Source organism: Novipirellula rosea, assembly GCF_039541335.1.
GTDB classification, from domain to species: Bacteria; Planctomycetota; Planctomycetia; order Pirellulales; family Pirellulaceae; genus Novipirellula; species Novipirellula rosea.
This window is the reverse complement of the sequence record NZ_BAABGA010000046.1, coordinates 254,180-273,741: the sequence shown is the minus strand read 5'-3', so window position 1 is coordinate 273,741 and position 19,562 is coordinate 254,180. Positions and strand designations below refer to the sequence as shown.

Here is a 19,562-nt window from a genome sequence, read left to right as displayed (position 1 = left end):
CTACCGAAGAGTCTGTGATGAATTCCGAGCACGAGCCAGCGAGTCGCAATCGTCGTCAGTTTCTTCATGCAGCGATGGTCAGCGGTGTTTCTTGCGCCGCGTTGTCTGCGTCAGGCAAAGCGGATGAAACCGGTTCGCGAAAAAAAATCACGAAGAAGGGGATCTGCGGGCGCGGCAGCAAATGCGAGTTGGTGGACGCGGGATGGTATTACAACTGGACGCCTGGACCGACGCCTGGAGAGTTTGATGCCGAATTTGTTCCCATGGTGAAGGGGGGTATCAACGCAACCCAAAAGACGTTCGAGAAACTCGAGAAACTTAAGCAATCCCACGGCGTGACGCATCTGTTGGGGCTGAACGAACCCGACAGCCCCAAGCAAGGGAACTTGTCGGTTGAGAAAGCGGTCAAGCTGTGGCCAAAATTGATGGACACTGAGTTGCGACTTGGCAGCCCCGCAGTCACCGACAACGCCAAAGGACGTGCTTGGTTTGATGCATTTGCGGCCCAGGTTGTCGCAAAACGATTGCGGGTCGATTTCCTTTGTGTCCATCGCTATCCGAATCTGCGCGAGCGAAACGCTGCAATTCAGTTCCTGCGATCGCTCGAGCAGCTGTTCCAGAAGTACCGACTGCCGATTTGGATCACCGAGTTTGCAGGATTAAACTTCGGAAGCAAAGACCGCCACATGACTGCCGTTGACAATTTGATGTTCATGCAATGGGTGCTACCCAAACTGGAACAACTACCCTACATCGAACGGTACGCTTGGTTTTCAGGTGACATTGCAACGCTGTATCAAGGCAAGCAGAAGGAGACCTTAAACGCATTGGGACGTTGCTACCGTCAATATTGAGCCCGCCAAGTCGAGTCCAGCAACGTGGTCGGCATTTCTCCTTTTCTTCTCTCTGAATGGCACTTATCCTTTTCTACGGATCGATGACTACAATTCGATCTTGGTGAAACTCAAAACGAGTTCCGATCCGATTACGAAAGAGCACTTAGGACGCAGAGAACATGACCAGACTCCCATCGAACCCCCATCGCAAAGTTGGCGTCTCCGCGTCATGGATCTCTCCCGTCATCTCGCGAAGGCTGCTCCCGTTGCTCGCTGTTTTGCTCGGTCTTGTCCTCGCCGCGACCAGTCATCCACTGTTCGCCGAAAAACCACAGGTTCAAACGTTACAGTTGGCGGGTGTCTTTGGCGACAACATGGTGCTGCAGCGAGAGGCCGACGCGGCGATTTGGGGCAAAGCAACTGCCGACACCGAGATCTCCGTGACACCCTCTTGGAACAATCGTACGGCTCGCGTGACCGCGGATTCCCAAGGCCATTGGCGGACTTCGCTGGCTACGCCCGCAGCAGGCGGCCCGTATTCAATCCAGGTGCAAAGCGGTGACCAAACGTTGACGCTTTCCAACGTCTTGGTCGGCGAGGTGTGGATTTGTTCGGGGCAATCCAACATGCAGTGGAAGCTGCGCGGGTTTGGGCCGGATGAATTCAAAGAGGATGTCGCCAAAGCCAACTATCCCAACATTCGCTTCTGTGATGTACCGCAGAATCTTGCCTTCAAAGAACAGCAGGGTGTCCAAACCAAGTGGTCCGTTTGCAATCCCACGACGGCATACAACTTTAGCGCTGTCGCCTATTTCTTCGGTTCACGATTGCATCAAGAACTCGATATTCCGATCGGTTTGGTTTCAACTAACTGGGGTGGATCCTCCGCCGAAGCATGGACAAGTGAAGAAACGTTGCAAGCGGAATTCCCAGAGTTTGCTGAAACGCTGGCAAGTTACCCGGGATTGATCGAAGAGATCGGCGAACTGCAATCACGGAGCCAAAAAAAGCCCAAGGGGATCAATCACCGGCTTCCCTCGGTGCTATACAACAGCATGATCAAACCACTGACACGCTACGCGATCCGCGGCGTGATTTGGTATCAGGGCGAATCGAATGTCGAACGGCCCTATCAATACCGAAAACTGTTTCCCGCGATGATTCGTGATTGGCGGGACCAATGGGGCACCGGTGACTTTCCCTTTTACTTTGTTCAAATTGCTCCGTTCAGCTATAAAACCAGTCCGTACCCGGCGGCGCTATTGCGTGAAGCTCAATCGATGGCGTTGTCGGTCCCCAATACGGGAATGGCGGTAACGATGGATATTGGTAACGAGAGCAATATTCACCCGAAACCGAAAAAGCCGGTGGGCGAGCGATTAGCGCGATTAGCACTCCGCCGAACCTACGGAAAATCGGACCTCGTTGATTCAGGGCCCGAGTATCAATCGATGAAAATCGAAGGCGACAAAATTCGGTTGTCCTTTGATCATGTCGGCTCGGGGCTGGTCAGCCGCGACGGCGAAGAGCTGAGCCATTTTGCCATCGCCGGTGAGGACCAAAACTTTGTTCCCGCCAAAGCGACGATCGATGGGGACACGATCGTCGTTCACAGTGAACAGGTCGCTGCTCCGGTGGCAGTGCGATTCGGTTGGGGCAACGCGGACGCGCCCAATCTGAGCAATCAGGAAGGACTTCCGGCATCGTCCTTCCGAACCGACGATTGGACGGTTCCCAGCCAACAGTAAAAAAGTCGCGAGCCGCGATTGATGCCGAGCCAACCATCACACTATTTGACGGGTGCACCGATCTCGTCGAGCGTGGCGGTGAAAGTGGGACGATAAAAATAGGCGTCTTTGATTTGCGATCCTGGGTTGGTGAATTCAATCGCGGGGGCTCGCCAGACTTCATGTCCGCCACGGGACATCCATATTTCTCGCGTCGTGAATCTCGCGACCATGTAGGTCCAAGCCAGACGGCCAGCCGATTTACGAGCTTCGATCAATAGAAACGCCTCAGGATCCGTTCCGGCGGAGGAGACGAATGTGAATAGCGTGCCGTCGATGACGTCACCCGACTCCGCAGCGTCGCTAACACGTGCGAGCGGTTGGGACAGCATCCTCAATTCCTGTTCCACCGCTTCGGTCGTAACCTGCATTCCCAGTTTGAACGAACGCGCCAGACTTCGCATTTGAACCATTCTTAGCGTCGCGTTGGCAGCGGGCTGCGGGGCACCAGGAATCAAATGGGCAACCCCTGTGTCGTCAGAGATCTTCCAAGTGACTGCGTCGTTGAGTTGAACCTCATTGAGCGATGCGTCGGCAAGGGAATGGAATTCTTGGAAAAACTCGAAAGTTGATTCATTGACGTGGTGAGAGCCAATACAGCCGACCATCTGAATTCGACCTTTCCCGGTCCACACAAATACATCGCCCGACCAACCGCCAAGACTGGTCCAGGTGAAAACCGGCTTCGGCTCGACCTTTAGCACAGTGGAATTGTCTTCTGCGAGTACGAATCGCAATTCACGCGACTGTTTCCGATAAGCGGTTTGCAACCGTGTTAAGACCGCGCCATCACGTTCATTCGTAACCACGTTTATGGTTGACGATGACGGCGTCGACTGTTGAGCGAAGCAATCAGATGCCATCGCAAGCCATAGTCCGATGCCAACGATCGTTGGCTTTTTCCATCGCGGATCATTAAATATAGACTTCATCCTTACTCTGCTCCGCAAAAAGGGTGGGATTACGGTACAAGACAAAGAGCCCCGATCGCCGCGTCAGCTACTTCTGAGAGTTAGATTGGGGAGACGATTGCGGTATCATCCGCAGCAATTGCTCGACTTGACGCAAGGTTTTTTGCGTTTCGGGGTCGGAGAGGCTCTTCAAGATCTCGCTCGTCGAATTAAGTGATGCCGGCAGCGATGCGACCGCCTTGAGCAAATCGTTACTGGCTGGCGTCGCCTCATGGAGACTTTGGACAATGCCGATTCGCAGTTTTTCTGCGGTGGCTCGGTCAATTTTGATGGTGGTGCTTCCTTCGCCACGCACGAAGCGGTCGTTACCGAGATGCAACTCATAAGAGCCACTCAAGTGCAGTTGGATAGGCTCGTCATTCCCTTTTTTGACTTGCCTGGCGAGTCGGTCTGGTCCGTTTCGTGACGACCGTTTGCGTCGCCGTTCAGTTGACACCCCATGTTCGGAAGCACTGTGGGCAATCCGGCGAGCTTTACGATCTTTTCGAACGCTCCCATTATCCGAAATTGTCACTGTCGGTTCAAACTCCGACGTGACCTGTGGCTGCTCAGCAGAACCTGTTCTAAGGCCCATCGTCAAAACCGCTGCCAGGATTAGCCACATTCCATTCGCGGCACGACTGCCTAAAGGATTTGAGTAACCAAGTCGATCAATGCGTTTAGAAGGGATCATGGTATGGCAATTCTTGTCGGATGTTTTTGAAGATTCTGCAACGGATTGTATCCGATTCGGTGGCGTTGCATCGGCACTGAAAGGCGGGGGAATCCAAACAGCAGTCCCGATAGGCGAGCGGTCGATCGAGGAACCCGGTCGATGGGAATGAAGCGAACTGAACGACGGATGCGGCATCGACGGATGCGTCAGAGTGGATGGCTACCAGGGTTGATCCTCCCCCAATTCCGCCGCGTCAGTCACTTTAGGGGGTTCTTTTTGCGTAGTTCGCGTCAGCAGATATGGACAGCGAAGTGACGTGGTCTGTCGTCATTTATGTCACTGGTGAAATCGCAACCGCCGAAAATGTAAGGCAGGGAAAGCCTACTTGCAATATTTCACGGATTGAAATGTCTAGAACCCCATCGTTTGTGTTCGCCTTCGTTTGCCTGGTTGCTACAACATTGAGTCATCGTGCCCATGCTCAGTGGTATGCGGATGTCGATAGCGGAGCGATGTTTATTAATGCACCTGACTTCCGGTTCTTTGCCAGACGAGGTGAAACATCTCCCTATGAGCGAATTGAAAGTATCACCACCGACGATGGTGAAGACTTCGCTGCATTTGTGGGGGGCAAGGCGGGCTGGATCTTTGATGGATCGCTGCTAGGCACCGGGAATATGCGGCTCGAATTCTCGGGCTTTTATGCTGGGTTCGATGATGACACCGCTGTCACCTTTTCCGACCCCGGCCCCGGTGTACGTTATGGGTTCGTCGCACTCGATAACACGTCGGGGTTTGGAACGGTTGATCCTGCATCAGACTACAGTGTCATGCACACCACCACGTCGCGCGAAATCGACTTCGGTGGCTACGATCTGTTGTTGCATCAAGATTTTCGTTTGGATGAAAACCATATGTGGACTCTGTACGGAGGACCTTCGCTGCAACATCTGTATCAAGGTTTTATGACCACGATCTCCTACCCAATGGACGCCAGCCACTCGGGGGCGACGCTCAATGAATCGTTGGACACGGACTATGTCGGTGGAAAGGTAGGCATTAGCGGACGACGGAAACTCAATTCGCGGTGGAGTCTGTTCCTGGATGGCAACACGGGAATCTATCATGCCCGAACTCGCTATGACGGTCGATTTGTTCATGCCAGGTCAACTCCCCCTCACGACGATCGCATTGGGCTGACGCGGCACGATAACGCTGTTTCGACGCAAGCAAGGCTTGAACTGACGCGTCAAATGAACGATTCCGTCTTCGTCAGTTTGACGTCCAACGTCCAGCACCTGGATTACGCCGGGCAGATGGATTACGGAACTCGCGTTGATACAGTCCCCGACGGATCAACGCTGTCCATCGACAGCGATGAATTGCTCAGTACCACGCTTGGATTGCGGCTGACGATCTTCCGCTAACCGCGACGCCAATCCTTCATCGCCTGTCGCTGAACCGAAAATCATGGTGCAAGCTCTGTGTTGGCAACTCCAGCCGTGCCCGGATGGAACAGGTTGTTAGAGAAGCGGAGCCCTTTGGGCATGTTTTCTCCTTGCGCAATGATGACTGCGTACTCAAAGCGAGCAGGCCCGATGCAGTCGACTATGTTGCCCTGAATAATCACATTCGTGAGTGGCGGATCGTCGGCTTGTTGGCCGCTGTCAAACTTCAACGGAGATCGTTCGTTGCCCCAGATCCAATGGGCGTCGCCGTGACCAAAGTCGGAGATGATGTTGTTGGCGATGATCGATCCGCCGTCCGTGTTTGACGCGTTAGCTGCCGCACCTGGCATCAAGCCAATAGCCCACAAACTGTTTCGTGTGAATTGATTTCCGATGATGATCACGTTACGCGACCCATGCATCGCCTTCATACCTACGAACGAGTTGACGATGACATTATTGGCCACCGTCACATGGTCACAGTGTAAGTCGATTCCCTGAGCTGCGTTTTCAATATGGTTGTTAATGATGCGAGTTAGATCGCTCGTTTCGGGCGAGGTCACAATGATTCCCGATCCTTGTTGCCAGTTGTCGGTGTAACCAGCATCCCACATTGTCTGGTTGACGATTATTCCTTTCTGTTTGTTCTTGCGAACGAAGTCGCCTAGGTGATGTTTCGCTTGGATCTCTCGAGTCGGCACGAGGTTTTCTTCGATGACCCGGTTGGATTCGATCAGGGTGCCAACACTCTGTGAAACGCTGATGCCTGTGCCATCGGTGCAGTTGAAGGCGTAACCCCAGTCGGCTGACGCAGTACGGTCATCGACCGTGATACGCATGTAATTCTTGATCAGACAATGAGTGATGCGGCTGTCGATGCAATCCCGAAGCGTGATCGCTGCGGAACGTGTGCGATTGTCGATCACGCTTACGTTCTCGATGACGAGGTCACGACAATCAATCGCTAGAATCCCCTCGTTGTTGGTCTCCCGGTTTCCTTCGCTTCGCGTCACAGTCAGGTCGCGAATTGCCGCCCCCTCGGCGTTTTCGATTTCAATCACCGGTTGATTCGCTTGCGTCTGAATAATTCGTCCCGGGCCAAACAAGCCGGAGCCAGCACCACGAACACGCAGTTTTTCTGAAATGTGATAATCGCCTGGTGGCACGAAAACTAACCGGCCCCGATTGGCGTCCAGGGCTGCCTGAATCGTTTCATAGTCCGCGACTGAAAATCGATTGTCCGCAGTAGCCACGCTGCTGGACAGACACATTAACAGTGCGAGAGTAGCGGATCCGCAGGATGTTGCCCGTAGGATAGCGTCATTCATTCTTGAGAAATTCATGGGTTCAATAACTTGGTATCAACCAACCACTCACACATCCGCTCTGGCCAATCGCCGGCGGCGGTGGTGGATCCGGGACGGAATCCGAAGCCGTGACCGGCGCTACTGTAGACGTGCATTTCACAAGGCACATCGGCTGCCTTGTATTGCAAGTACACCTTGGCCATCCCGATCGAGATGTCATCGCGATCATGAAAGCCAAACGCGATGAAAGCGGGCGGCATACCGGGCTTGACCGTGAACGTGCTTGATTTGCCGGGGTAGATCAGCCCCTGGAAATCGGGGCGACTGCTGACTCGTTCGACCGGGTCGTCGCTTTTTGGATTGCCGTCTTCGGGGTTCATCGCCGAATACGCCGCCAATTCACCTCCGGCCGAAAAGCCGACGATGCCAATGCGATCCGGATTGATCTTCCACGCTTCCGCGTTGGCCCGCACTGTGCGAATGGCCCGGCGTGTGTCATCCATCGCATGCCCTTCTAAGGTGTAATGCGAATCGGGTTCGCGGCAGAGTCGGTATCGCAGCACAAACGCCGCAATGCCATGCTTCGCAAACCATTCCGCCAGTGCATCGCCCTCGTGCCCCAAACAAAGCTTTTGGTGGCCACCGCCGGGGGCAATCAAAATCGCCGTGCCGGTTGCCTGCCCCGCGGCGGGCAAGTAGGGCGTGATCGAAGGGTGATGCACGTTGCTGACGTTACTTCCCTCCAGCATTTCGGGTTCATGCATCCGCTCGACCGATCCAGGAGCTCCGTCGGCCCAAAGCGGAATTTTGGCGGGCGAATCGGTCGCAAAGCAAGGAACTGTATAGAGAACCGAAAGGCACAGGACCAAGCAAATCATTCGATAACGTGTCATATCTCGCAGTAATCTCCAGAAGGTTTGAATTTCCTCGCCATTGTAACCGTTTCCCGTAGGCCAGATCGTAGCCCGGATCGCAGCGGAGCGGAGATCCGGGGATCGCGGCAGCAACGAATTCACCATCATATTCGCTTCAGCCGGATCTGCGTCGCTTAGGGCGACTTGATCCGGCCTACCAAAGCGGCGAATCCATTGGACTATACTTGGCGTTTCAAAATTCCTTTATGTTGCTGAGCTCTGTTTTGATGACGTCCAATTTGATTTCCTGTCTTAGCTGGCCGCTGAAGGTCGTTGCTTTTTCGGTGCTGTGTTTGCTATGTCCCAGCTCGGCGAATGCTGCTGTGAACGTGCGTGACTTTGGCGCTAAAGGGGATGCGGTGGCGGACGACACCGAAGCGATTCGGGCCGCCTTGGCTGCTTCGCCGCATGTCCATTTTCCCGCGGGCGTTTATGTGATCAGTGACGGAATCGATCTGCCTCGCAGCGCTCGATTGACCGGCGATGGTTCGCCGGCACTCGGCACGTTTCCGCTGCGTGATGACAAAGAGTATTTTGTCGACGGAAAACGACACCTGCTGCCGGGCACGACGCTGTTGTTTCGCGGTACCGCCAACCGATCGATCCAAACCCTCCGACGCGATCGCTTCAGAATGCTGCGTTATGCACTGAAAACGCAGCCGCAGTCGAGCTTTTCAATCCAGCAGTTGGCGATTGCACTGGATATGACCGTGATCGATGCGATGGGCCGACGAACGACGCCCGCCACCGATCAACGTTCGGATTGTGACGTAGGGCTGCTGATCGACGATTCCTACGCGGGCACGGTTCGTGATGTCCAAGTCTTTGGACACTGGGCCAAAGCAGGGATGAGCATCCTTTCACGCGGGCTGGGCGATAATCCGGACTACAACGCGTTTTGGAATTCGTCGTTTATGGGCGATATCGGCGTGGCATTGCTCGGTTCGGACCACGAAGATGGGCCGGGTTTATCGGGAACCCAGTTCCATGGGTGCCGGCTATTCGCAAGCGATCATCACGATCGGGGCTCGCAGCACTTTGGTACCGCGGCGCTCTATATCGATGGCCGAACCGCCGGGAAGCGAGCGGATTTGAACGGACATTCGTTCTTTGGCGGCTGCATTCGCACCTACAACGACGATGCCGTGGTTCTGGACCACGCTTCGAATCTGTCGTTTCACGGCGTCGTATTCGAATTGCCGACGTGGAAGGGACGTGGTGATTCACCAAGGCACCAAACGGGCCGAATCGTGGGGACCGCGAACACACGCGATGTCTACTTGTTTGGTTGCCGGATGCACGACATCGGTCTGGACTCGCTTGCCGGGGGGATGCTTGATGGCGCCGTGATTGCGATACCGGATCGGTTTGGTGCCGCCTCGCTAAATCGATCCGGTCACACCGTGCGATTGTTTACCACGCCGAAAAAGGGAGCCGTGATTCAGTTGACCGACGAAGGAGACACGACCAACAGTGGCCGCATCTTGAGTGAAACAGGAGGAGAACCGTAGCAGCACTGGCTTTTTTATTGCACGGTGGCTTGCGGTCTGTGACCAGTGGCAATTGATTATTCTAGCGGTGCGGCGTAAGCCGGGGCCGCTAAAACTTTAGTATTGACGTCGGATATTAGGCGGGAGTTTTTCTTCCGGTCGATACTGCAGTTACCTCTCCACCGTCGATGTCACATTGCTTCTTGTGCCGCGGGGGCAGCCGCTTTCCAGCCCGCGTTGCTAGGGTTTTTTCGCATCCCAGATGTGCGAGTCGTTCAGCAAATCGTGGTAGTTTGCTTTGAGCCGTTTGCTTAGCTCGTCAAGTTTTTCGGGCATCGATGCGGACAGATCGTTGCTCTCGTCGACATCGTTGGTGATCCGGAAAATCTGGAAATCGGATAACTCTGCCGCTTTGACTTCCGCCTCATTCTCGGTGGTCACATTGGTGTACTTGCTGATATTCAGCTTGGCCAAAACTTTCCATTCGCCATCGCGCATCGCGACTCGCCGTTCATTTAGCGCGTTGTAATAAATCCACAGCAGTGGTTTCGGGCGGTCAGGAGCTTCGTTTTTCAGTGCGGGCAGGAAATTGGTCCCATCTAGCATCAGGTTCGCCGGAGGCGTTGTTCCGGCGAGCTGGCAAAACGTCGGAAAAAAGTCCAGCGAAGAAACCGGATGATGGACGATTTGGTCTTCCTTGATCCGATCCGGCCAGCGCATGATTCCCGCGACTCGAAAGCCTGCATCGGTGGTCCACAGCTTCATGCCGCGAAGTGGCGTCGCTCGGCCATAGGAGCGACTCGCGCGGCGATAGCGATTGAGTGTTTCGGGACCATTGTCGGCTGTGAAGACGACCAGGGTGTTCGAGTCGACGTCCAAGTCCTTTAGCGCGGTCATCAAGCGGCCGACCGCCACATCCACATTGGCCACGTTGGCAAAGTATTGGGCCTCGTCTTCATTTTGAGCTGCTTCGCTATATTGCTCGACGAGTTTTTTGGGCGAAGCAACTGGTTCGTGAGGCTCGTGAAAGGCGACATACATAAAGAAAGGTTGCTCGGGTGCCTCGGCCTGCTGGTCCTTCAGCCAATTGACGGCTTCGTCGACCACGATTTGGCAGCTGTATCCCTCCAGCGGACCGACCGGCTCGCCGTTGCGAACAAAGTTTTGTGGATTCTCATGCGACGGGCTGGCATTGTTCTGCGTGCCAAACCAATGATCAAAACCAGCACTGTCGGGTTGAGGTTGCTGTGGCGAGTTGAACTTTCCGTTGCAGTGCCATTTACCGGACATGCAAGTTGCATATCCAACCTGTTTCAGTAGTTGCGGGATCGTGACTTCACTGGACCGCATGTAAACATCACGCCCCCCCGGGATGAAGTCGTAGACGCCGGCACGATTGGGACTGCGACCGGTCAACAATCCGACTCGCGAGGGCGAACAGACCGGTGCCGCGGAATAGAAGTTGGTGAACCGGACGCCTTCTTCTGCCATGCGGTTCAAGTGAGGCGTCTTGATATGAGGATGACCGTAGCACTCGAGATCGCCGTAGCCGAGATCGTCGCATAAGACCACGACGATATTTGGCTTATCCGATGCCCGAAGCTCTGGAATACCCAGACAGACGGAGAACAGGGCGATGCCAACAATCGTTGTCGTGGACCATCTCGGTGTGGGCGATTTTATCATGATTACTGCTACGTTTTTAAGATGATTATTAATTCGTTTGGGCGGGGTGGTTACAGTGGAAACGAAGAACGAGTGAGGAACTTGTTATCCTATTGGCCTACGAAAACTTAACGAGTCGATCGGACCACTATGTCACCACCCTCGGGATGTAAGGTAATACGTACCGAAAGGATCAGCTTCGATTTCGGCGATCACGACTCTGCCACTCGGGTTTGCCAAGGCCGTGCATCCGACCTTGCTCGTCTTCTTGGGCGGTGACGCCGAGGACGATATCAAAATTCACGGCCAATTCACCGATCGTAGAATCCGCAAGCGGCTTGAAGTCGCCTAAAACCGTTTCACGAGATTTCGGATCGATGCGGCGAAGGATGCCGTCGCGTTCGTTCCCGGGGTGTCCCTGGACGTATAGCTGCGTCGTCAAGATTCGTTGGCCGCTCTTGCTGATTCCAAAGTGAATGTGGGGCGTTCGCCCTGGATACGGAACCGGTTTAATCGTGCGGAAGTAGTACTGGCCTTTGGAATCGGTCAAGAAGCGACCATAGCCTTGAAAGTTCTTATCTTGATTCACACGGTTTGTTGTGTCGTTTGTGTTGATGTAAACCGCGTTGTTATCGACTTGCCAAATTTCGACAAAGGCGTTGCGTACCGGGTTGCCCATGGCGTCCAGAACACGCCCGGTCAGATGCGTGATCTCACCTACCGCCGGAGTGATCGAATCATTGATCACCAGCAGGTCGTTGTCGGTATCGAGCGGCATCTGGTTAGGATAGAACGGCCCCTCGGTCTGTCGCGGAGTCTCGATCAATTCGGCGAAAACGCCTGGAGCTGAGAAAGCGGTCGCTCCCAGTGCGATTCCGCCTCGAAGAAGCGTTCGTCGACCGATGAAAGGGTTTTGTTGGCTCATGGTATTTTCTCGACCTGCGTTCAAGTGCGGGGGGCGTGAGACTTTGTATCCTACACCGATCAAACCCGTGGCGGGACAGGCGGTTCCGCACTGATTCCTAGTAAATTCGACGACTAGGTCGATTGGAAATCTGCGGAAGACGCGTTTCGCCGCTTTTTCGCGTCGCCACCGTGTTCCGGCTGCGGCCCGTTCCGGCTTGAGTGCGAGATGCTTTTCGCAGTCGTTCCTAGTTCTTACTTCGCGTCAGACGATCGATCAAATAGTCTTGGACCGTCCGGTGTTTGGCATCGGGGACCCCAGGGTAATACAACTCGCTTTCGACGTTTTGGGATTGCAGATGTTCATGCAATTTTAATCCAAAGTTGGATGTGTGCGTTGGGTCTCCTTGTTTCTTCCCGATCGCCGGCGTGTTGCTGTAAAACAAGTAAGCCGGTGGATCGTCGCTGGACACCAATGCGTAGGGCGAATACTCGGCGATCCAATCCGCAATTCGATCGCGTTGAGCGAGAAATGCATCGAAATCCAATTGGAACTCCTTTGGTCCCGGTTTGAAAATTCCAAAGGCGTGGCTGCCGTAGTTACTATTGGGCGTCCACTGTTTCATCTGCACCGGATCCAATGTCGTTTGCGGGCGAATCGTCGCGGTACAGAACAAGCGTGTCGATTGTCGGGCCACCGGATCTTGGCTATTGGGGGCCGCCATGTCGTCGTGAAAGGCAAGCCACAGACTGGTGCAACCGCCTGCAGATCCGCCGCTGGCCGCGATCCGCTGCGGATCGAAATTCCATTGGCTTGCTTCAGTACGAACATATTGCAACGCGCGTGCCGCGTCTTCAAGCGGCGCTTTGACGGGCGGCTCGATGCCTGCCGCCACAGCGTCTTGAATATAGCGATACTGGATCGACACCACCGAGATTTTGTGTTCGAGCAAGATCGATAACATGCTCATCAAATTCTTGTCTTGCGGATCACCTCCTTTCCATCCACCCCCATGGATATAAAAGACCAACGGAGTGGGCGAATCCGATTCTGCTTTCCAAAAATAGAGTTTTTGTTTGGGATGCTCGCCGTAACGCACGTTAGCTAATGTAGGCTCCGGCGCATTGGTGGTTGATTGAGCTTGTGTCATTGCATTGCACGCAAGCAGAAAGGTTGTCACGGCAGCGAGCGAGCGGAGTGGGGAAATCATGTTTTGAGGCCTCAATTAGAAGTTTATGGACTGCATCGGAGCCGCGGTTTCAATGTCTTGAACGTCTTGATTCGCATGAGAATTGAAGGATCGTCAATCCTCAACGCTAGCTGCAATGGGGACGTTGTCATTAGCTAATTGCGACTGCGCGGTGATGAATTGCGACATGCCTGGTTTGGGTCACCCGTTCTGGACTCGTCGCCCAGATAGCCGCCGGATCGGTCCCATCCTCCGCCGTTTGGCGAAATGGAATATGTTTTCAATTGAGGGCCCCGCACCCCGTGATAGCTCTTGCTGGTGCTCCCTACTATGCTGAGTTTACGTGAGACACGTTTTGTTTGTTAGGGATCGTGGTGCTGATGTATCTGGCTCGAGGGTATTTATTGACATTCGCTGCGTTTGGCGTGATTGCGTTGATCATGGGGTGGTGGCTCGCTTCGAGGAACTCGCGTGGTGAAGCGGATGCGGAGGAATTGCGTCTCAATCGACTCTCGATTTCGGCACTGGAACACCGTTTGGCAACGATTGACGAGCAACTTTTGTCGCTCGCCCAGCCGAGTATGCGAACGGGAGTGGGAGCGGTCGGGTACCGTTCAATCGCGAAAAGCGACCACAGCGAGGGAGAGTGGATTCAGATTGATTGGGAGCAAGACGTCCCCATTGATCAAATCGTGCTCGTGCCAACGATTTGGCGAGACACCGTCAACGGATTTCGCGCGGATGGATTCCCAATCGAATTTCGTATCCTGGTGGGCACCGCAGGTCAGACCGAAGGGGACGTGGTTGCGAGTTATTCGGCCGCAGATCATCTCTTGCCCCGTGTGGCTCCGCTGGTTATCTCGTTCCCGGCGACCGATGCAAGTTGGATGCGACTTGAGGCGACTCGGCTTTCACCGCGCGGTTGGGACGGGATGTACATCCTGCAGCTATCTGAAATTTTGGTTTTTAGCGGTCAAGAGAATGTTGCGCTGAAACAATCCGTCGATGTGTCCTCGGAAGATCAGTTCGAGTTGCGTTCCGCTCGGCACAAGCAGCATTTGGTGGATGGTTTTGTTCCGTATCTGATGGACGCTTACGAAGGGAACCAAAGTTTGGCCTTTGTAAGCGAGATTGGAGTGGGCGACTCACCCGAAATTGTGATGGACCTCGAGCAAACTTTGCCACTCAGCCGCATTCACTTGCATGCAACCGATTTGAGCGATACGGTGCCCCAGACGGTTCCCGAGGATTTTGGGATACCGCGATCGATGGTGGTCCAGGGCGCGAACGAGCCTGGTTTTTCCGACGCGGTTCCGCTCTGCGAATATCAGATGGAATCGATCTATGAAGCTGGGCCGATCATCATGCGGCGATTTCCCGAAACCCCATGCCGCTACGTTCGGTTGGTCGTGGACAAGCCGTATATCTATTCCAATGGTGACCGAACAGGATCCCGAATCGGTTTCGCAGAGATTGAACTGTTTGCCAATGGACAAAACGTCTCGGTGGGCAAACCGGTCCGCGTCAATTTTAAAGCGGACAGCCCGTTGCGATCGCTATCCGCGTTGACCGATGGGAACAATCTGTTTGGCGAAATCTTGCCAATTCGGCGGTGGATGGACGAGTTGGCGAAGCGACACGATCTGGAGTCAGAGCGTCCGTTGCTGCGAGCGGAATTGTATGGTCGGTATCAACTTCAAAAGACCAATTTGAATCGTTTGGCTTGGTTGGCTGGACTGCTTGGGTTTGTCGCCGTTTGCACTGTGTTGGTGGAACGGATCGTTCGTCAACGTGCGGTGTATCAAACTCGCCAGCGGATTGCAGCGGACCTGCACGACGAATTGGGGGCGAATCTGCATGCGATTGGACTGCTCGGCGATCTCGCCCAGGCGAGCGCGGAGTCACCTGATAAACTAAAGTCGTTGTTGCGACGGATTCGCGATTTGACCGAACGCAGTGGTGCTGCGACCCGGTACTGTTCCAATATGTTGGAAGCCAAGGGCTTGTTCGGGGATCTGATGGATGACATGCGGCGAACTTCGACAAGAATGATGGCGGATTTGGAACATCAGATTTCATTTGAAGGTGAATCGTTATTGCGTGAACTGAAACCTGCCACCCGGATTGATCTGTTTCTGTTCTACAAAGAGTGTCTCGTTAACATCCTGCGGCACTCTGGAGCAACGCGGGTGACAACGCATCTGAAGGCGGATCGACGTGAGTTGTGTTTAACGATTACTGACAACGGAAGTGGCTTGGAGAACTCGTCGGGCGCTCGAGTGCCTCGTTCACTCAGTCGCCGATCACGGTTGCTGGGGGCTCAAGTGGATGCCCGTGATCTGGAAAACCATGGAACGCGTATTACGTTACGATTGCGTACAAGAAAGTTTTGGAGTGGGGCATGAGGGAAGTATCGATGGGAAATCTAATTCGTGTCATGTTGGTCGAAGACAACGTAGAGTACCGCGAGGTGATTCGGTTGGCTTTGGAACAGGAATCCGACATCGAGTTGATCAGCCAGTTTGGTACCTCCGAGATCGCACTGCGGACGCTACGAGACGCCGCGAGTGCCGATGTCCCCGATCTGATTCTGCTTGATTTGCGACTGCCGGGAATGGACGGTCTCGACTCGCTTGTCCGGTTCCGCGAGTCGGCACCGAAGTCAAAAGTCATCATTTTGACCCAATCCGATCAAGAGAAAGATGTGCTGCGGGCGATCGCATCGGGGGCGTCGGGCTATCTGTTGAAGTCCGCACGGCTGAGCGAAATTACTGAGGGGATTCGCACCGTGTTCCACGGCGGTGCGTCGCTGGATAAAGGGGTCGCAATGTATCTATTGGAATCGTTGCAACAGAAGCGACCGAAGAGTGACGCAAACCATTTGTTGACCGATCGCGAATTCGAGATTCTGACGCTGATGGCCGACGGGTTGGTCAAAAAAGAGATCGCCGCGCGACTGAAAATTGGTTACAGCACCGTCGATACCCACGTCGCTCATATCTACGAGAAACTGCAAGTGACCAATGCACCATCGGCCGTTAATCGAGCTCATCGCTTGGGGATTTTTCCTCAACACGATCTAGAGTTCTAAGGGGACGAAAGTGATTTTGACATCCCACGTTCTCGCTCGCAGATCACGCGATCTGTCGTGTGATCTGTCGTGCGATGAAATCCACTGATTCATCGTGCTGACGGCCTGCGATGTCTCGAGCCAATGCGGCAAGTTGTAGGCACCGGGGGCGCGTTAAGACAGCACTATTTCAGATTGAATGCGGCTTTTAGTTCATCAATGACGCTGTCGGGCATCGAGGCCACTTCGCCGATCGCCTTGGCGTTGATGACCGCTTCGGCTGTCGATTCGAGTACCTCAAGCCGATCGAAGGTATCCAACACGCTGCGTCCGGTGACAATGACTCCGTCGTTTTCCAAGATCGCTGCTGGCATCGATTCCGAGATATAGCCGGCGAGCTGCTTTTCATCGCGATATTGAATGCCGTACGGTACACGGCGAACATCGCGAAGAAACACGTAGCTTTCCGGAATCGTCCGCACATCAAATTGAGAATCGGTCACACTGAACGCGGTCGCGTTGACGGGGTGTGCGAACACGATCGCCTGGACGCCTGGATGCATTTCGTAAATCGCTTGATGAGCACGGGCAGCACGGCTGGCGAGCTTGCCTGCTTCGCGTCGATCTCCGCTGACCAAAACCAGGTCTTCGACACCGAGAAGTTCTCGGTCTTTCTGTGTCGGAGTAATCAAGAACGAGTCTTGATCAAGTCGCGCCGAGAAACTTCCCTCGGTGCTAATCAGCAACCGTTGGCGGCAACCGCGACGGACAAATTCACACAACTGGCGTCGCAGTTCTTGTTCATTCGGCGTTGCAGTGACGGGATCGTACGAGTCGAAATCGACTCCGCGCTCGGCAGCTTGTTGCAGGTGGGCGTCGTCGAGGAAGCGGACTTTGCCGAGCTGTTGAGCTTTGACCAGCGTTTTACCGGCAAATTCGAACGCTTCAAATCGCTCGAACGCGCGGGCCAGCGATTCGCCACCCACCACAACGCCGTGATTTTCCAAGATCACACTGTCGCATCCTTCGGCGAACGTGGCAGCGATGTTCGTTCCGAGCTGCTTGCTTCCGGGACAGGCATAGGGCGCAAAACCAAGTTGCCCACAAACCGAATGGGCTTGGTGGAACAATCGCGTGTTCGGCGTTTGACGACAAATACTGAACGCGACTAATGCCACCGGATGCGCGTGCACGATCGCACGAATGTCGGGGCGTGCTTCGTAAATCGCTTTGTGAAACGGAAACTCCGAGGACGGCGGATGCAGTCCATCGACGGTCCCGTCGGCTTTGACGCAAACGATGTCTTTTCGAGTCAGATTGCCCTTGTCGACGCGAGCGGGTGAGATCCAGATGTCACCCGCTTCATCGCGGATCGAAAGATTGCCGCCTGATGTGGTTGTCATGCGATAACGATAGATGCGATCCATCGTTTGCATGATCTCATCGCGAGGGTGAATCAAATGGCGTTTCGCAGTCATAGGAACTGTCTTTTGAGAATGAAATGTAGTACAGGCTGCCAGCCTGTTTTCAAAGTTGTAGTGCAGGCTGCCAGCCTGTATGTGAAATAGTAGTGCAGGCTGCCAGCCTGCCCTAACGCCGAGCGGCGCGACCCGCCCGGTAAATTTCCAACGTTTCACTCGCTGCAACTGGGCGAGGCCCCGCGCCGCTACCAAAGTAGACGGCATTGGCCGCAAACCACTGAGGCGTGCATCCGACCCGGCCGCTTACGCGTCGCGGCTCACGCTCCCCCCGTTGGTCCTTACAGCGGGCGGACAACCGAAGTGCTGCGATAGTAATCCATCAACGTTTCGACCGACAGCACGCCGCCACCTAGCCCGCTCTTGTTTACCCCACCATAAGGAACGCCTTGGGCGAACACGTTGTGTGCGTTGATCCAACTGTTGCCAGCGACCATCGATTCGGCGACGCGTGCGGCGCGGTCCATGTCTTTGGTCCACACGCTATTGGCCAATCCGTACTGGGTGTCGTTGACCAATGCGATCGCCTCTTCTTCGCTTTCGAAGACGCCCAGGTAGGCTACCGGGCCGAAGATTTCTTCGCGAGCGGCGACGTTGTCCATCGAACCGGCCAACAAGGAGGGCTCGATATAGTTGCCGTCATTGCCATCGACGGTGGCTTCGCCGCCTCCGCAAAGACACTTCGCTCCTTGAGCTTGGCCTTTCTCCAAATAGCCGAGGACACGTTCACGCTGCTTTGGATTGACGACGGGGCCCATCTCGCTTGACGGATCCAGCGGATGGCCGACACGAACGTTCTTCATCAATTCAACACAACGCTCGGCGAACTCGTCATAGATATCACGATGGACCAACCAACGAGTCGCATCACAGCAGACTTGTCCTGAGTGAAAGGTGATCGCGCCAACCAATTTTTCAGCGGTTTCAGCGACATCGACGTCCTCGAATACCACTGCCGCTCCCTTGCCACCGAGTTCCAATTTAACCGGTACCAAGTTGCGTCCGCACGTTTCGCCCACCAATTGGCCGACTTCGGGGGACCCTGTGAACGACATTCGCTTGATGTTCGGGTTGGCGGTTAACGCAGCACCGGCGGTGGCACCTCGTCCCGTGACGACATTGATCACGCCGTCAGGCACGCCAACTTTCTTGGCCAATTGGGCGAGATATAGTGCCGACAACGAAGTGTCTTCGGCCGGTTTGATGATGACGGTATTGCCAGCGGCCAGTGCTGGTGAAATTCCCCAACCGATCAGCAAGAATGGAAAGTTCCACGGAAAAATGAACGCACATGCACCCCAAGGTTGTTTGTAGGTCCAAGCGTCGTAGCCTTCGACATCCAATTTTGTTCGGGTTTCGACTTGGCCGGCTAGTTTGACAAAGTATCGCAACGTGTCGACAAAGTTCTGTACGTCCCCTTGAGCCTGGGCTTCGATCTTTCCTGCATCGAGTGCTTCGATTTGCGCAATGATCGGTTTGTGTTCTTCAACGGCGTCGGCCAAACGCAACAGGATCGCGCTACGGTCGTCGTACGACAATGCGGACCAAGCCGGAAACGCTTCACCGGCGATCTCAACGGCACGATCAATTTCCGATGCGTCCAGATCATGAATGTTAGCGAGATGTTCGCCGGAACCGGGGTCCAAAGTCGCTACAACCTTACCTGATGCGGCGGGGAAATCTTTGCCACCAACAAAACTAGGTAGATCTCCGCGGCTGAGAAACTCAGCGACTTCGGGAAGCAGATTGGTGGTTGAAACGCTCATGACATACCTTTGGTTGAGTGCAAGAAATAGTTTCGTTCAGGGGGCGACTTGTGCGAGGGGCGGCGTTCGCCATCGCAATGGT

Annotated in this window: 15 protein-coding genes; 6 read left to right on the top strand and 9 right to left on the bottom strand. The window is 54.4% G+C overall.

The window, feature by feature from the left end; translation table 11 throughout:
- Positions 1-17 precede the first annotated feature (17 nt).
- Positions 18-854 carry a glycosyl hydrolase gene (locus ABD971_RS18650; protein WP_345324498.1) on the top strand — a complete coding sequence of 279 codons (837 nt, stop codon included), beginning with the start codon at positions 18-20 and terminating at the stop codon, positions 852-854.
- Positions 855-1,015: 161 nt separating this feature from the next.
- The gene (locus tag ABD971_RS18645; protein WP_345324496.1) at positions 1,016-2,584 is read left to right on the top strand and encodes a sialate O-acetylesterase; all 1,569 of its coding nucleotides are present in this window, start codon (positions 1,016-1,018) and stop codon (positions 2,582-2,584) included.
- A 41-nt stretch (positions 2,585-2,625) separates the two neighbouring features.
- On the opposite strand, the gene ABD971_RS18640 is transcribed toward ABD971_RS18645, so the two are convergent.
- Together ABD971_RS18640 and ABD971_RS18635 are read right to left on the bottom strand one after the other, a co-directional pair.
- Entirely contained in the window at positions 2,626-3,555 is a 930-nt protein-coding gene (locus ABD971_RS18640) for a hypothetical protein (RefSeq protein ID WP_345324494.1), read from the bottom strand.
- Between the two features lie 67 nt (positions 3,556-3,622).
- A complete protein-coding gene (locus ABD971_RS18635; RefSeq protein ID WP_345324492.1) occupies positions 3,623-3,931 on the bottom strand; it encodes a hypothetical protein in 309 nt (102 codons plus the stop codon).
- Positions 3,932-4,656: 725 nt separating this feature from the next.
- Here ABD971_RS18635 and ABD971_RS18630 point away from each other — a divergent pair.
- Positions 4,657-5,676 (top strand): hypothetical protein, encoded by a 1,020-nt coding sequence (locus ABD971_RS18630; protein ID WP_345324490.1) that lies wholly within the window; start codon positions 4,657-4,659, stop codon positions 5,674-5,676.
- A gap of 41 nt (positions 5,677-5,717) precedes the next feature.
- Here the strand turns inward: ABD971_RS18630 and ABD971_RS18625 are convergent, their stop codons facing one another.
- On the bottom strand, positions 5,718-7,040 hold the full coding sequence (locus ABD971_RS18625; RefSeq protein ID WP_345324488.1) for a right-handed parallel beta-helix repeat-containing protein: 1,323 nt from the start codon (positions 7,038-7,040) through the stop codon (positions 5,718-5,720).
- Entirely contained in the window at positions 7,037-7,882 is an 846-nt protein-coding gene (locus ABD971_RS18620) for an alpha/beta hydrolase (RefSeq protein WP_345324525.1), read from the bottom strand. The genes ABD971_RS18625 and ABD971_RS18620 overlap by 4 nt, the downstream gene beginning before the upstream one ends.
- Before the next feature lie 242 nt (positions 7,883-8,124).
- Here ABD971_RS18620 and ABD971_RS18615 point away from each other — a divergent pair, with 242 nt between their 5' ends.
- On the top strand, positions 8,125-9,429 hold the full coding sequence (locus ABD971_RS18615; protein ID WP_345324486.1) for a glycosyl hydrolase family 28-related protein: 1,305 nt from the start codon (positions 8,125-8,127) through the stop codon (positions 9,427-9,429).
- A 219-nt stretch (positions 9,430-9,648) separates the two neighbouring features.
- Here ABD971_RS18615 and ABD971_RS18610 read toward each other — a convergent pair whose 3' ends face one another.
- The 3 genes from ABD971_RS18610 to ABD971_RS18600 all read right to left on the bottom strand — a co-directional run bounded on the left by ABD971_RS18610 (position 9,649) and on the right by ABD971_RS18600 (position 13,187).
- Positions 9,649-11,094: a sulfatase family protein gene (locus ABD971_RS18610; RefSeq protein WP_345324484.1), complete on the bottom strand. Its 1,446-nt coding sequence runs from the start codon at positions 11,092-11,094 to the stop codon at positions 9,649-9,651.
- 172 nt (positions 11,095-11,266) lie between these two features.
- The gene (locus tag ABD971_RS18605; protein WP_345324482.1) at positions 11,267-11,998 is read right to left on the bottom strand and encodes a dioxygenase family protein; all 732 of its coding nucleotides are present in this window, start codon (positions 11,996-11,998) and stop codon (positions 11,267-11,269) included.
- A gap of 226 nt (positions 11,999-12,224) precedes the next feature.
- A complete protein-coding gene (locus ABD971_RS18600; RefSeq protein ID WP_345324480.1) occupies positions 12,225-13,187 on the bottom strand; it encodes an alpha/beta hydrolase in 963 nt (320 codons plus the stop codon).
- 359 nt (positions 13,188-13,546) lie between these two features.
- Between ABD971_RS18600 and ABD971_RS18595 the strand changes: the two genes are divergently transcribed.
- Complete coding sequence (locus tag ABD971_RS18595) at positions 13,547-15,571, top strand: sensor histidine kinase (RefSeq protein WP_345324478.1); 2,025 nt, start codon at positions 13,547-13,549, stop codon at positions 15,569-15,571.
- Positions 15,572-15,582: 11 nt separating this feature from the next.
- On the top strand, positions 15,583-16,257 hold the full coding sequence (locus ABD971_RS18590; RefSeq protein WP_339940852.1) for a response regulator: 675 nt from the start codon (positions 15,583-15,585) through the stop codon (positions 16,255-16,257).
- A gap of 164 nt (positions 16,258-16,421) precedes the next feature.
- Here ABD971_RS18590 and ABD971_RS18585 read toward each other — a convergent pair whose 3' ends face one another.
- On the bottom strand, positions 16,422-17,714 hold the full coding sequence (locus ABD971_RS18585; RefSeq protein WP_345324476.1) for a class II aldolase/adducin family protein: 1,293 nt from the start codon (positions 17,712-17,714) through the stop codon (positions 16,422-16,424).
- Positions 17,715-17,995: 281 nt separating this feature from the next.
- The gene (locus ABD971_RS18580) at positions 17,996-19,480 is read right to left on the bottom strand and encodes an aldehyde dehydrogenase family protein (protein ID WP_345324474.1); all 1,485 of its coding nucleotides are present in this window, start codon (positions 19,478-19,480) and stop codon (positions 17,996-17,998) included.
- Positions 19,481-19,562: the final 82 nt, after the last annotated feature.

What these genes read in the sequence shown, in the direction of transcription:
- ABD971_RS18650 (WP_345324498.1), top strand. Translation starts at nt 18, where the DNA reads ATGAATTCCGAGCACGAGCCAGCGAGTCGCAATCGTCGTCAGTTTCTT.
- ABD971_RS18645 (WP_345324496.1), top strand. Translation starts at nt 1,016, where the DNA reads ATGACCAGACTCCCATCGAACCCCCATCGCAAAGTTGGCGTCTCCGCG.
- ABD971_RS18640 (WP_345324494.1), bottom strand. Translation starts at nt 3,555, where the DNA reads ATGAAGTCTATATTTAATGATCCGCGATGGAAAAAGCCAACGATCGTT.
- ABD971_RS18630 (WP_345324490.1), top strand. Translation starts at nt 4,657, where the DNA reads ATGTCTAGAACCCCATCGTTTGTGTTCGCCTTCGTTTGCCTGGTTGCT.
- ABD971_RS18625 (WP_345324488.1), bottom strand. Translation starts at nt 7,040, where the DNA reads ATGAATTTCTCAAGAATGAATGACGCTATCCTACGGGCAACATCCTGC.
- ABD971_RS18620 (WP_345324525.1), bottom strand. Translation starts at nt 7,882, where the DNA reads ATGATTTGCTTGGTCCTGTGCCTTTCGGTTCTCTATACAGTTCCTTGC.
- ABD971_RS18615 (WP_345324486.1), top strand. Translation starts at nt 8,125, where the DNA reads ATGTTGCTGAGCTCTGTTTTGATGACGTCCAATTTGATTTCCTGTCTT.
- ABD971_RS18610 (WP_345324484.1), bottom strand. Translation starts at nt 11,094, where the DNA reads ATGATAAAATCGCCCACACCGAGATGGTCCACGACAACGATTGTTGGC.
- ABD971_RS18605 (WP_345324482.1), bottom strand. Translation starts at nt 11,998, where the DNA reads ATGAGCCAACAAAACCCTTTCATCGGTCGACGAACGCTTCTTCGAGGC.
- ABD971_RS18600 (WP_345324480.1), bottom strand. Translation starts at nt 13,187, where the DNA reads ATGATTTCCCCACTCCGCTCGCTCGCTGCCGTGACAACCTTTCTGCTT.
- ABD971_RS18595 (WP_345324478.1), top strand. Translation starts at nt 13,547, where the DNA reads ATGTATCTGGCTCGAGGGTATTTATTGACATTCGCTGCGTTTGGCGTG.
- ABD971_RS18590 (WP_339940852.1), top strand. Translation starts at nt 15,583, where the DNA reads ATGGGAAATCTAATTCGTGTCATGTTGGTCGAAGACAACGTAGAGTAC.
- ABD971_RS18585 (WP_345324476.1), bottom strand. Translation starts at nt 17,714, where the DNA reads ATGACTGCGAAACGCCATTTGATTCACCCTCGCGATGAGATCATGCAA.
- ABD971_RS18580 (WP_345324474.1), bottom strand. Translation starts at nt 19,480, where the DNA reads ATGAGCGTTTCAACCACCAATCTGCTTCCCGAAGTCGCTGAGTTTCTC.